The organism is Chryseobacterium wanjuense (genome assembly GCF_900111495.1).
Classification (GTDB): Bacteria; Bacteroidota; Bacteroidia; order Flavobacteriales; family Weeksellaceae; genus Chryseobacterium; species Chryseobacterium wanjuense.
In genome coordinates this window covers 739,607-753,216 of record NZ_FOIU01000001.1, presented here as the reverse complement: position 1 = coordinate 753,216, position 13,610 = coordinate 739,607, and the positions used below count along the sequence as shown (strand labels likewise).

Genomic DNA, 13,610 nt, shown 5'->3' with positions numbered 1-13,610 from the left:
GTGCTTTCGTTTTTTACTGTAAGGGTAAGCCCCCAATTTCAGAAAATGGGGATTTTCCCTCTATGCTGCAAAGATCTTTCGGTGGAAATTTGTGATACTTCTATTATACAATATCAGAAGGAACCCATTTATTCTTTAAAATAATTTATAACTATGATTAAACATTATTTACGCCTTGCAGGAAGTGCTCAATTGATAAGTGTTCAGACCAGAGGTTTTGTGAGCATTCCCTGGTTTAGTAAAAATTACCAACAAGTAACCTCTGCATTAAAAAATCCTGATAAGGTAGCTCCTGACGGAAGACTGAAGGCAGTGGTCTCAACAAGTCACTATACACCAGATAAGGTAGGTTTTGGAGTACATGCAGCAACAATTTTTATTTACATTATATTCAGGGATCTTGGTCAACAAAAAGTTGGAAGAGAATTTGGCCTGCCGTATGCTGTGGAAATTCTGGACAGTCCAAGAAATTTTAAAAATAACAGACGGTTTGGTGTCATCGATCAAAACTACTGGATACTTCATCAAGGTAAGGGAGCGACTTTACCAGATAATGTTGTCATTTGTATCGGAGCCTGGATGTATCCAGTGCCGCGTGCCGTTATACAAGAACTTCTGGCTAAAATCAGAGAAACCTTTTTTTCTCGTAATTAATTTAATTTTTAAAAATTTTATCACATGCCAAATTACAGACAACTTTTAGAAACAGCCGGCGCTTCATTGACATTAACGAATGTGCTGGCCGCATTAGGAATAACCGCACTTTTCGGTTCCGGATTGTTTATTCATGACTTATACCAAAGATATAAGAACTATGTCGTGAAAGCTGATCAAAGCGCAGATTTTTTGCTCACCGGGGGAATTTTAAGCCCGGGAAATAATGCAGCCATCAATATTGAAGACCAATTGGAAACATTGCGCCAGATGACTGAAATAAGGAATGACAGACAAGATGATACCCGTGCAAAACTTACTTTTTTGGGAAGATTTTTCTCCCGATTTTTAAGAGAAGGACACAGCAATATCGATGATATTATTGCAAGGAATATTAATAGTATAGCATTGGTTCCGGGGTATGCAACGGATGAGGAAATTGAAATTGCCTTACAGAGAGCTATTCTGGGAGGAACCCGTACGAGAGGATACCTCACCACACTTGCAAGAAGAATTGGAGGCCCGATCTACAGATTATTAGGTTAACATTTTATCCCATATTATTCTATTTTCTTGTATTGCCGCACTGTATAAAGCAGATGCGGTAATTTTTTTGAAAAAAATATTAATCTTTGATATAAAAAAAACCTCTCACATAAAGCGAGAGGTTGATGAACATTTATATAAAATAAAAATTAATTATATCGTATATGAACGTCTTTCAAACAATATATTCAGATTGTATCTGATTAATTATATGTTAGTGGATTTAAATTAAGCTAACTTTACGTTTACCGCGTTTAAACCTTTTTCGCCTTTTTGTACTTCAAAAGTTACTTTGTCGTTCTCTTGAATCGATCTGGTACTTAATCCCGAAGAATGTACAAAAATATCTTTCTCTCCGTCTGCAGGAGTGATGAATCCGAAGCCTTTTGCTTCATTGAAAAATTTTACTGTGCCTTGTTGCATTGTAATGATTATTAAAAATTGTATTAGTATTGAGACTTACGATAATGGCGGAAAAATCTTTTAATTTTCTTCCGTTTTCACGTAAATCATTTGTTTATTCTTTCTTTCCACCTTTGTGCTTTTTCTTTTTCCCTGACTTAATTTTTTAAAGGAAATCCGGAAAATATCTTGAATTAATTCTGATATTGGAATGTCTTATGCTGCTGTATTACCGGCATCGAAAATCCTATCAGTTTTTGTATGTTTTTAAGGTCAGAACGTTCCTCATGATCGCAAAATGAAATTGCATTTCCTTCCGTACCTGCTCTTCCGGTTCTTCCGATTCGGTGTACATAGGTTTCAGGAATATTGGGAAGCTCGTAGTTGACCACATAAGGAAGCTCATCGATATCTATTCCTCTTGCGGCAATATCTGTTGCTACCAAAACGCGGATTTTGCTGCTTTTAAAATCCTCCAGCGCCTTTTGTCTTGCAACCTGGGATTTGTTTCCGTGGATTGCGGCTGCGAAAATTCCTGTGTCTTCCAGTTGTTTTACCAACTTATTGGCTCCGTGTTTGGTACGGGTAAAAACGAGCGAGCGTAAAATACTTTCATCCTGCAGGATATTGATCAGCAAATCTGTTTTATCTTTTTTTTCAACAAAATATACCGACTGCTGAATTGTTTTTGCTGTTGATGACACCGGAGTGACATTGATCTCCACCGGATTATTCAGCATGGTGTAGGCAAAACTTCTGATATCTGAAGGCATCGTTGCAGAAAAAAACAAAGTTTGTCTTTTCTGTGGAATTAGTTTTAACACTTTTTTCACGTCATTGATGAATCCCATATCAAGCATTCTGTCGGCTTCATCCAGGATCAATATTTCAATTTTAGAAAGATCAATATGTCTCTGGTTCACCAGATCCAAAAGTCTTCCCGGCGTAGCAATAAGAATATCTACTCTTTTTCTAAGGGCAGCCAGCTGACCTCCTATCGAAACTCCTCCAAAAATGGAAAGCTGTGATAATGGTAGATATTTGCTGTACACTTTGAAGTTTTCTTCTATCTGTACCGCCAGTTCACGGGTAGGTGTTAATATTAAAGTTCTTATTTCTTTATGGTCGGGAGTGTGTTTTTTCAGTAATTGCAGAACAGGCATGGCAAATGCAGCCGTTTTTCCTGTTCCTGTCTGGGCGCATCCGATGATATCTTTCCCCTCCAGAATATGCGGGATTGCCGTATATTGTATCTCCGTAGGTTTGGAATATCCTGCTTCAGTAACTGCGCGAATGATAGGATTGATTAAATTTAAATTTTTAAAACTCATTGTAAATATTCCGGAATTCCGGTTTTTTTGTGACAAAATCCTTTTTGGGGATTTGAATTGATGCTTTTTTTTAAAACAATGAAAAAGGAAATCATTATTTATCTTATTTCACTTTTGCTTCAACTGTGACAAAACATATTCGGTCCGAAAATACAATGTTGAGCTTTGCAATGCGTATCTTTATCATCATAGAATAAAAATCTTATCCGTATGATTTACATTATCTTTAGAAATTAAAATGTTTATCAGGAGATGGTCTCAGGTGTTATTTTCCTTTTCCGGAAATCAAACTGCCCATATTCATTATAATAATTAAGCTTAAAATGGCAGCTGATAAAGCAAAACTGAAAGAAAAAAATGATTTTAAACTTATTACAGAATAGCAAAGGCAGAAACCTGTTTTTATAAATGCAATGCAAATATACAATAAATAAACCGAATAACCGCAAATTTAATTAATTGATTATCAGAAATATATTTGTAGATTTCGCACATAAACCGAATTGTTTGCAAAATGCCGATGATTTTTTAAATTACGAACAGATGCAAACCCCTGCTTTTACCCCAAAACCTTATCTGAAACCTTCAAAATCGCAACCGGATCAGCATGTGAGAATTGCCTACTTCATTATGATCCACCATAAACCGGAGGTATTCAGGGCGATGTTTCAGAAAATCTATTCCAAAGACCAGTTTTACCTTATCCATATCGATCGCAAAGCTGAGGAGGAAGTGACCGAAGAGATCCAACTTTATATTTCCCAATTTCCCAATGTTTATATTTTGGAAAGCATAAATATTGTCGCCGGAGGATTCAGCATGATCCAGGCAGAGCTCGATGCAATGGAGTTTTTGCTAAATATAGCAGGTGAATGGGATTATTTTATCAATCTGAGTGGAGAAGATTATCCCCTGAAATCACAGCAGATCATCCGCGAGTTTCTTACGGTGAATAATGGCCGGAATTATATTTTCTATTACGACCAGAAGTTTTACAGACCGGATACCCTTCAGAGAATACAAAATCATTTTACGGAGCTTACCCATAAGGTTTCTTCCATGATTTATAAAAGAAAATTTATGCTTGGTGTCACGCCCTACATTGGTGGGAAATGGTTTGTACTCACGAGGGAAACCTGTATTTTCATGACCAATAATAAACGGGTGATGGATTTTGAAGATTATTACCTTCATACCCTTTTGCCCGCTGAATCTTTTTTTCAGACTGTTTTAATGAATACCGCCTTTAATGACGTTATTGTAAATGATGATAAGAGAGCCATCATCGAAAAGACTTTTTTTAATAAAAAACAAAATGTTGAGACATTCATTGAATCTCTAAAATCCAGCAACTATCTTTTTATCCGGAAAATAAATGACAGTACGGACGAAAAAATTCTTAATTATATAAAAGAAAGCTATCTCCTCCCCTTACAGGAAATCAATGAAATCGAAAGGGAACTCAAAAGAAATGATGATCAAAATAACTGATTATAAAACCTCTCTTTATGGTACAATGGTGATGAAAAGATAGATTAAAAATATACCGATAAGCACAACACCCTGCATAATATTAGTACGACCGGTTGCGAGCGAAACGGTAATAATGAAAAGTGACAGCCCCAACAATATCGTAGATTTGATATCGATTCCCAAAGACATTCGAATTCCGGTGATGACAGAAATAATGGCGATGGCAGGAATACTCAGTCCGATACTTGCCAAAGCAGAACCGAAAGCCAGATTCAGGGAAGTCTGGATCTGATCGACTTTTGCAGCCCTCAATGCAGCAAGCCCTTCAGGAAGAAGAACAATACCCGCAATAATGATCCCTACCAAAGATTTTGGAGCACCTGCAGAAACTACAATATGTTCAACATCTTTTGACAAAAGCTTCGCCAGCAAAACTACTATTCCTAAACACAAAACCAAAAGCAGACACCTGATGTACAGTTCTTTTTTGGAAAGTTTTTCAGGATCTTTTTTGGTTAATATTTTTTCCGATAATTTATCTTTTGGAGAAATGAAGAAACTCCGGTGTCTGAGCGTCTGCATCATGGTAAATCCCAAATAAAGCCCTAAGCAAATCACCGCGATAAAAAGCAATTGAAACGAAGTATATTCCCCGCCCAGATGGCTTACCGTGTAATTGGGCAGGATAAGAACGAAAATAACCACGGAAGTAAGGGTAATGAGTGCCGTACTTACTCCCTGCAGGGTAAAACTTTGCTCTCTGTACCTGAGAGAACCCATGATGATGCAGGTTCCGATAATTCCGTTGAGGATAATCATCACCGCCGCAAAAACCGTATCTCTGGCCAGGGTAATGGTTTCCAATCCTTTGGCTCCCATCATAATGGAAATAATTAGCCCGACTTCAATAACCGTAATGGCAAATGCCAGAAGTAAAGTTCCGAAAGGCTCACCCAGACGATGCGCAATAACTTCGGAATGATAAACCGCTGCAAGAACACTTCCCATCAGGAATAAAGCCAAAATAACAGAATAATATCCCGAGGAAAAAAGAGAGTTTCCGAAATAACTGAGCCAGGCGAAAATGGGAACTAAATACGTCCACATTCCTATATAATTTTTTTTCTTCATAAAAACGGAATTAATAATTTTTGTAAGTCCGCCAGCAAAATATCAGAATTTCAGAAGAATTATCAGTCGTAATACATTTGAATAAGCGAAGTGAATGGCACTAGAACTTAAACTAAAATGGGCAGTTTCACACAATATTCTACTAAGATACAAATTATCAGGTATTTATTGGGCATTAAACATTATGATTCCGGCAACAAGTGATAAGTTATTCTGAGGCATCTACAAAGATGTCACCTATATTTTGCCTTAAAATCACCTAAAACTTTAAATCTTAATCTAAATGATTATTATACTTTCTGTGCAACTTTGTCACCCTTTCAACATCATCTTTTGGAACCTGGTTACCCGTTGCAGCAAAATATGCTCCCGCAGGGTCTTTTTGGAAATCATTTCTTTTTTTAATAAATCCTTGATAGTCTGTACTTACCATATTTCTGATAGGAGCAATAATCTCACTTAAATTTTTTAGCCTTACTAATGTGAAATGAAAAAAATCTTTTTCATCGTATGCTTCAATCACCAATCCGGGTAATCCTTTAAAAGTATAAGGCCCTTCTGAAATAGGAATTTCTTCTGTATACCATGCTATAATATTTTTATTGCGATATTTCCCAACTGCTTTTCTGCACGTGTAAGTACTGATTTTTTTAGTTTCATTAACTAAAGTCCATTTAATCTTTTGATCAGTTTCAAATTTATAGTAAACTCCTAAAATTTTGTCATAAACCTCCAATTTTTCCCCAATTTTAAAAACTTCTGGAATAAAGTGAGCTCTTGGAATACGAGAAAAATCTATTATAATTTTTCCGTTAACCGGATTTGCAATACTCTTTTTAACTGATTCTTTTGTTAATGAATCATATTTCGCCTTTTGATCACTTTTAAAAATTGAAGAATTTTTTCCTATCCATAACCCTGTTAGTTCCTCTCTTTTTGTATTTACATCGGTAGTATCAGTTAAAAATGTAGTGAGATAATTGCACTTTATATCAGAGTATTCAGGTTCTTGGGAAAAAAGAAGCTTAGATAAAATTAAACAAATTATTAAAATAGGTTTTCGCATGATTTAAATTTACGACTTTTGGATTTTGAGATTATTCTGATGTATTTAAAATTTTAATTTAAATCTTTTATCAGAATTTCACAAATCTTCCAAATTCCTGAATCGTTTTTGCTTTAATTGTTTATAAAATGAAGGTGAAAGTCCGGTGATTTTTTTAAACTGATTCGATAGATGTGCTACACTGCTATAATTGAGTTTATATGAAATTTCCGTAAGATTAAGCTCGTCATACAACAAAAGTTCCTTTACTTTTTCCACTTTATTAATGATGATAAAATGCTGTAGCGTCATTCCCTTTACTTCAGAAAACGTGTTGGCAAGATAAGTATAATCATAGCCGAGCTTTTCACTGATATAATCTGAAAAATTTTCCTTTGGCAACGACTCACAATAATGGATCATTTCTATCACTGCATTTTTTATTTTTTCTATCAGGATGCTTTTTTTATCGTCTAATAGTTCAAGTCCTGTTTTCAGGAGGTTTTTTTTCAGCAGATTTCTCTGCTCGGGGCTGATATCGTCTAAGATCTCCACCAGACCAAGCTCTACCACCGCATTTCTGATCTTCAGCTTTTCCAATTCCTGCTGAACGACCATTTTGCAGCGCAGGCTTACCATATATTTTATATACAACTTCATACTCCTTACATTATTTACAGCTTGCTAATCAATGCACTAACAGCTTCTCCATCAAAGTTACTCCTTTACAATCAGAATATCTATGATTTATGTAACAAATTGAAAGACTATTACAAAGCTTTCCCTTTTCAATAGATGATCTTTACATAGAATAAAAAAGAAGTAAAATGTCAAAAGAAAAAGACTCGAAGAAAAAATCTGACAAAACACCGCCCCTAAAATCGGCAAAAGAGAAGCGGGAAGACAAGATAAACAAAAGAATAGATAAAGAAAACGAAAGCCGAAACGCGAGCACCTAGATGGTATTAATAAAAAAAGAAGGAATTATACTTAAAAAAACCGAATTAAGTTTTGAATGTGAAGGAGTCTTGAATCCTGCGGTGATCTCCGAAAACGGAAAAATACATATATTTTACCGGGCAGTAGCCAAAGGCAATTTTTCAAGTGTCGGATATTGTTTATTATCAGATCCGCTTACGGTAGAAAAACGGTCTGATATCCCGATCATCATTCCGGAATTCGAACACGAAAAACACGGCATAGAAGATCCCCGGATCGTAAAAATAGATGATACATTTTATCTCACCTATACCAGCTACGACGGCATCAATGCATTAGGCACATTAGCAACTTCCCAAGACCTGAAATCATGGAAAAAAACAGGAATTGTTGTTCCGAAAATCCCTTATGATGAATTTAAACTGCTGTCAGAATCAGAAAGTTTAATCCCTGAAAAATATCAGCGGTACAACCAGTTCCAGCTTAATCATAATACTGATGAAGACATATTTCTCTGGGATAAGAATCTTATTTTTTTCCCGAGAAGAATCAACGGAAAACTGTATTTCCTGCACCGCATAAGACCCGATATTCAAATCGCAAGTGTCGAAAACATCGAAGACCTGACTCCTGATTTCTGGAAAGATTACTTTTTACATTTTAAGGATCACGTTCTTTTATCTCCAAAGCACGATCACGAAATAAGCTATATCGGAGGCGGATGTCCGCCCATAGAAACGGAATACGGCTGGCTGATGATCTATCATGGTGTTCATGATACCATCGATGGTTATGTATATGGCGCTTGCGCTGCTTTATTGGAGCTTAATAATCCTGAAAAAGAAATCACAAGGCTTTCTTATCCGCTCTTCAAACCGGAAGAAAAATGGGAACTGAAAGGAGAAGTGAACAATGTCTGCTTCCCGACCGGCACGGTGGTAAAGAACGACACTCTGTATATTTATTACGGAGCTGCGGATGAAAGAATTGCAGTGGCCTCATTGAGTATTTCCAAGTTACTGAAAGAGCTGATGCGGGATGTAGTATAATCGAAATGAAATTAAAAATGAATAAAAATATAAATTCAGACGTGGAGGATAAAGCAAAAAGACAAGCTGAAAACAGCAAAAAACACATAGTCAAAAATAGTAAACCTGAAATTGTCTTTATCAGTACTTTTCCTCCTAAGGTGTGCGGAATTGCAACCTACACACAGGATCTCATCCAATCTCTTCAGTCAAAATTCGGCGAATCATTTACTCCCGTCATTTGCCCGATGGAAACAGAAGAAGAAAACTACCAGTACGAAGAACATATTAAATATCGATTAAATACCTCTGACGCAGTCTCTTACCTTGAAATTGCCGACCAGATCAATAAAAATAACAATATCCGGCTCGTAATGCTTCAGCATGAGTTCGGATTTTTTAATGAAGCCAAAAACGGACTGCCTCTTTTTCTCAGAAACTTAAAAAAAGATGTTATCATTACTTTTCACACCGTTTTACCAAAACCGGATCAGGAACTTAAAGAGAAAGTAGAGGAAATTGCAGCATTTTCAAAATCCATTATTGTGATGACCGGAATTTCTGCATTGATTTTGTCAACTGATTATGATATTCCAGCCGATAAAATCACTGTGATTCCGCATGGAACCCATTTGCTGCCTTTTACCAATAAAATTTCTTTAAAAGAAAAATACGGACTCAAGGACAAAAAAGTGCTTTCCACATTCGGCTTATTAGGCTCAGGAAAAAACCTGGAAACCACATTGGAAGCCTTGCCGGAAATCATCTCTAGAAATCCCGATGTCATTTTTTTAATTCTCGGAAAAACACACCCCGTCATCGTAAAAAATGAAGGTGAAGAGTATCGTGAATTTTTATATCAAACCATTAAAAAGCACCACCTCGAAAGACATACCCGTTTTATCAACGAATACCTGCCTTTGGATGAGCTTTTAGAATATCTCCAGCTTACGGACGTCTATCTTTTCACCTCAAAAGACAGAAATCAGGCGGTAAGCGGTACTTTTTCTTATGCCATCAGCTGTGGCTGCCCTATTGTTTCAACGCCCATTCCCCACGCTTTGGAAGTTTTAAAAGAAGACACCGGAATCATCATTGATTTTGAAGCACCCAAACAATTGGCAGCTGCCGTGAACACTTTGTTGGAAAATGAAACGAAGCGGGAAAAATTACGTTCAAAATCTTTAGAAAAAATGGCTCCGACGGCCTGGGAAAACTCTTCAATATTGCATTCTATGCTGTTTGATAAATTTGGAGATGATAAAATAAAATTTCATTATACCCTGCCCAATATCAATCTTGGCCATATCAAAAATATGACAACAGATTTCGGGATGATTCAGTTTTCAAAAATCAGCAAACCGGATATCGATTCGGGATATACGCTGGATGATAATGCAAGGGCAATGATCGCGATTTGCAGAGATTTTGAAGTGAGAAGGGAAGAATCTAACCTTGAACTTATTTCAATTTACCTTAATTTCATTGCATTTTGCCAGCAGAAAGACGGAAGTTTCCTTAATTATGTAGATGAACAAAGAAAATTTACCCCTCAGAATGATGACGTGAATCTCGAAGATTCAAATGGAAGAGCGATCTGGTCTTTAGGATATTTAATTTCACTAAAAGAAATTCTCCCTCTGGAATTTTCTGAAATCGCAGAAGAAATCATTCAAAAAAACCTCATCTGTGCACAAAAAACCCATTCCACAAGAGCTATGGCTTTTATCATAAAAGGATTATACTATCAAAATTCTGGAAGTAATATTCCATTATTAAAAGAACTGGCCGACCGTCTTGTGAAAATGTACCAACACGAAGCAAAAGAAGACTGGCATTGGTTTGAAAGCTATATGACCTACGGAAACAGCCTGCTACCGGAAGCTTTACTTTGCGCGTGGCTTGCTGCCAAAGATGATATGTATAAACAAATCGCCCACGAATCTTTCCGTTTTTTACTTTCTAAAATAATGGTTGGAGATGATATAAAAGTGATCTCAAACAAAGGCTGGTTGCAAAAAGAAAATACCGAAAAAAATACCTCAGCCGGCGGCGAACAGCCCATCGATGTTGCTTATACTATTCTTGCGCTGTCTACTTTTTACAACGTTTTTAATGATGAAAAATACCTGAAGATGATGCGAAATTCCTTCAACTGGTTCTTGGGGAAAAATCATTTAAATCAAATAATTTATAATCCCGTGACCGGCGGCTGTTATGACGGTCTTGAAGAAAAAAATATCAACCTTAACCAAGGCGCAGAATCTACGGTCAGTTATCTGATGGCGAGACATTGCTTTTAAAAAATAATAAATAAAAATATACTTTAATGCACTTTTGGCGGTACATTAAAGTATATCAGTTTTTAATCTCGGTTGCTATTAATTGATTTTAATATAATAATACACGGCAACATTTTTAGGTCTGGTCTCCGTACTCAGGCGGGGTTTGCCATATCCGGCATCGTAGATTCCGGCAGAATTTGGGATGTTGTCCCAGTAAGGCCTTTTGTCAGGCATATTGGGGATATCGTCGTTGTTTCTGCTTTTCATCAGGTTTTCGGCCTGGAAATGCTTGTGTCCCTGAAATGCATCTTCCTGATAACTGCCCACCGCTCTGTTGCTGTCGGGATCTCTTTCACTTTCAGCCCTTAAAACAGGTCCTTTCACAGGGTCGAAAGAATTCAATCCTCTCATAAACTGCCCTCTCAAATCCGGAGTAAAAGCTTTGGATGTAATCCTGGAATACCCTGAATTGGCAATACTTCTCCCATCACACGGCGCCCATTTGCTTTTTTCTGCGGTCCAGAGTTCTCCCGGGCTTTTCAGATTGTTTTTTGAGGCAAAATTAAATTCCTCGAAAGTAAGAAAGGACGTGATTACAGTTCCTATAGGCAATTCTTTGTTACTCGACAGCGAATTTTCTGCGTCTATTTTTCTGCTGACTGTTCCTCTGTCGGTCTGAAGGGTAAGCAAAATATCTTTTTCGGGATCTCTTCGGGCAGAAATGATCGTTGTTTGGGACAAAACTTGGTCTTTCACAGGAACATTGCTCACTGACAAAGCATTTTCAACTTTAAAATATTCAACTTTCGGAAGCGGATCGGTCGATACCTGCGGTCTGTAATGAATCGTGAATACCACATAATCTTCTGTAATTAATTCTTTTACAGGCAAGAAACCCACCTGATTTTCATTGCAAATGGTCTGTATACACTGGTTGAAGGCTTCATACAAATTCGTATTCGGGATTGAAGCAAAAGTAGTCTGGTAATAGTCGCTGGAAATATTGAGCGTAGTTTCCGACATGATCATCGATCTGAACTGCTGAAATTTTTCTTCACTATCCGAAGCTCCTAAAGTAAACGGAACTCCCTTCACAGGAATCGTAAGAGAGCCTCCCCATTTTCCGTTTTTCATGTCTGTTTTAAATTGTTCAGACAAATAATATGTTCTTAAATCCTGGCTGAAAGAGCCGGTATTGGTCATCCCGGTAAAGCTGTACAAGCCTCCCTGCAACAGTTTTTCGCAGGTAGAAACAGCTTCTGGGCATTGCCCGTAGCAAAAAGCACACTGGACAAGTAAGACGATGGTTATCAATAATGATCTCATGGTTTTAGTTTTTGATATGATTAATAAATTAGTACAGTTTGAAAATGCCTTAAAGCACCGTTGTATTGTATGAATACAAATTTCATCAACCTGCATCAATCTATCAATTACCCGTTTGGGTGATATTTAAACTAAACATTCGAACAGCATAAAAGATTATTTTAAAATAAAAAATATATTTTAGTAAAATATTACCTCTTTTTACTCATAAAAGTTCAATATAATCATTATCCAGATCTTACACCTAACAATATTTCTATAGAGAAAGCTAATCTAAGTGGCCAAGCCATGTCAACGGAGAATAGGTATCACCTATACACAATTTTAAAATTTGTGCGTTGTGTTTTTCAAAGTTTTCGCTATTGCTAAGGATAATGACAGCAGTACCGGCTTTAGGATATGCCACGGCAAAATTCTGATTGGCATCACCATGCCCTGTATGGAAAAAAGCCTTACCAAAAGGTGATTCGAACAAACCTATCCCTAATCCCCAGGCGAGCCTGATGGTATCATTTTCATTGGTAATGCTGTCTTTCAAAGGTCCAAAACCGCGCTTGCTCTTTACCATAATCTGCGGCAGAAACATTTGACGGTAACTTTTACTCGACAAGCCTTTCTTTTTCATCAGGTTGATCACAAACTGAGCATAGTCATTTGCCGTGGTCGACATTGAACCTGCGGCACGACTGCTTTCCCGTCTTTCTGAACCGTATTTTTTTCCGTCTTTGAAATACGCATAAGAAAAATTATCCTCAAATTTTTTTTCCCAGATCATCCCGGTATGATTCATTTGCAGTGGATCGAAGGCTTCTTCCCGGGCAATCACTTCAAGTTTCTTTCCGGTAAATTCTTCTATCATAAATCCCAGCAGGTTGATCCCCTCGTTGGAGTAATAGAATTTCTCGCCAGGTTTGGCAATAAGGTTCACTTTATTATCATATAATTGACGCAGAACCGGAAGACCAGAGCTATGGCTTAATAACATCCTTGGAGTAATGCGGTTGAAAGATGCGGGATCATCCGCCAGGTCTTTCCATTTGGCATATTCTCTTATCGGTTTTTTCAGATAGGTGTAAACAGGCTGGTCAAGGTTGAATATTCCTTTGTCTACCAGACGCATGAAAATATATGCACTTACCGGTTTGGTGAGCGAGGCTGCATACATTACGGTACTGTCATTCAGCTTCTTTTTGTTTTCAATATCCTTGAAACCAAAGCTGGATGAATACACTACTTTATTATGATTAACAATTGTTACTTGCAAACCGGCAATCTTGGCACTATCAACCAACCGAGCCAACTGCTGATCCAGAATTTTGGCATCGATTTTTTTTCCATTAAGGTGTCTGATATGAGAATTATTCTGACCATATAAAGGCAGCATCCAAATCCAAAAAGCAAGGGCTAATAGTTTTTTCATGTTAAAAATATTTGTGGCAAATTTAGCAGT

Annotated in this window: 13 protein-coding genes; 6 read left to right on the top strand and 7 right to left on the bottom strand. The window is 36.9% G+C overall.

Translation table 11 applies throughout. The features are described from left to right. Positions 1 to 153: 153 nt before the first annotated feature. Both BMX24_RS03385 and BMX24_RS03380 read left to right on the top strand, forming a co-directional pair. Positions 154 to 654 (top strand): hypothetical protein, encoded by a 501-nt coding sequence (locus tag BMX24_RS03385; RefSeq protein WP_089790662.1) that lies wholly within the window; start codon positions 154 to 156, stop codon positions 652 to 654. A gap of 24 nt (positions 655 to 678) precedes the next feature. Continuing rightward, positions 679 to 1,200 (top strand): hypothetical protein, encoded by a 522-nt coding sequence (locus BMX24_RS03380; protein WP_089790661.1) that lies wholly within the window; start codon positions 679 to 681, stop codon positions 1,198 to 1,200. Between the two features lie 228 nt (positions 1,201 to 1,428). On the opposite strand, the gene BMX24_RS03375 is transcribed toward BMX24_RS03380, so the two are convergent. Both BMX24_RS03375 and BMX24_RS03370 read right to left on the bottom strand, forming a co-directional pair. Further along, entirely contained in the window at positions 1,429 to 1,623 is a 195-nt protein-coding gene (locus BMX24_RS03375) for a cold-shock protein (RefSeq protein ID WP_089790660.1), read from the bottom strand. 173 nt (positions 1,624 to 1,796) lie between these two features. Then, positions 1,797 to 2,933: a DEAD/DEAH box helicase gene (locus BMX24_RS03370; protein WP_089790659.1), complete on the bottom strand. Its 1,137-nt coding sequence runs from the start codon at positions 2,931 to 2,933 to the stop codon at positions 1,797 to 1,799. A gap of 543 nt (positions 2,934 to 3,476) precedes the next feature. Here BMX24_RS03370 and BMX24_RS03365 point away from each other — a divergent pair. Beyond that, entirely contained in the window at positions 3,477 to 4,424 is a 948-nt protein-coding gene (locus BMX24_RS03365; RefSeq protein ID WP_089792717.1) for a beta-1,6-N-acetylglucosaminyltransferase, read from the top strand. A 15-nt stretch (positions 4,425 to 4,439) separates the two neighbouring features. Here the strand turns inward: BMX24_RS03365 and BMX24_RS03360 are convergent, their stop codons facing one another. The 3 genes from BMX24_RS03360 to BMX24_RS03350 form a co-directional block, all read right to left on the bottom strand. Continuing rightward, on the bottom strand, positions 4,440 to 5,537 hold the full coding sequence (locus BMX24_RS03360; protein WP_089790658.1) for a calcium:cation antiporter: 1,098 nt from the start codon (positions 5,535 to 5,537) through the stop codon (positions 4,440 to 4,442). A gap of 274 nt (positions 5,538 to 5,811) precedes the next feature. Beyond that, complete coding sequence (locus BMX24_RS03355) at positions 5,812 to 6,603, bottom strand: GLPGLI family protein (RefSeq protein ID WP_089790657.1); 792 nt, start codon at positions 6,601 to 6,603, stop codon at positions 5,812 to 5,814. 78 nt (positions 6,604 to 6,681) lie between these two features. Then, positions 6,682 to 7,242 (bottom strand): helix-turn-helix domain-containing protein, encoded by a 561-nt coding sequence (locus BMX24_RS03350; protein ID WP_228404665.1) that lies wholly within the window; start codon positions 7,240 to 7,242, stop codon positions 6,682 to 6,684. Between the two features lie 167 nt (positions 7,243 to 7,409). On the opposite strand from BMX24_RS03350, the gene BMX24_RS21425 reads away from it, so the two are divergent. Genes BMX24_RS21425 through BMX24_RS03340 form a run of 3 tightly spaced genes read left to right on the top strand, consistent with a single transcriptional unit; the run spans position 7,410 to position 10,852 of the window. Beyond that, a complete protein-coding gene (locus BMX24_RS21425) occupies positions 7,410 to 7,541 on the top strand; it encodes a hypothetical protein (RefSeq protein ID WP_262485634.1) in 132 nt (43 codons plus the stop codon). Beyond that, positions 7,542 to 8,570 (top strand): glycoside hydrolase family 130 protein, encoded by a 1,029-nt coding sequence (locus BMX24_RS03345; RefSeq protein WP_089790656.1) that lies wholly within the window; start codon positions 7,542 to 7,544, stop codon positions 8,568 to 8,570. A 17-nt stretch (positions 8,571 to 8,587) separates the two neighbouring features. Next, entirely contained in the window at positions 8,588 to 10,852 is a 2,265-nt protein-coding gene (locus BMX24_RS03340) for a glycosyltransferase family 4 protein (protein ID WP_228404663.1), read from the top strand. Between the two features lie 78 nt (positions 10,853 to 10,930). Here the strand turns inward: BMX24_RS03340 and BMX24_RS03335 are convergent, their stop codons facing one another. Together BMX24_RS03335 and BMX24_RS03330 are read right to left on the bottom strand one after the other, a co-directional pair. Further along, entirely contained in the window at positions 10,931 to 12,160 is a 1,230-nt protein-coding gene (locus tag BMX24_RS03335; protein ID WP_089790654.1) for a hypothetical protein, read from the bottom strand. A 268-nt stretch (positions 12,161 to 12,428) separates the two neighbouring features. Continuing rightward, positions 12,429 to 13,580, bottom strand: coding sequence for a serine hydrolase domain-containing protein (locus tag BMX24_RS03330; RefSeq protein WP_089790653.1), 1,152 nt, complete (start codon positions 13,578 to 13,580; stop codon positions 12,429 to 12,431). Between the last annotated feature and the right edge of the window lie 30 nt (positions 13,581 to 13,610).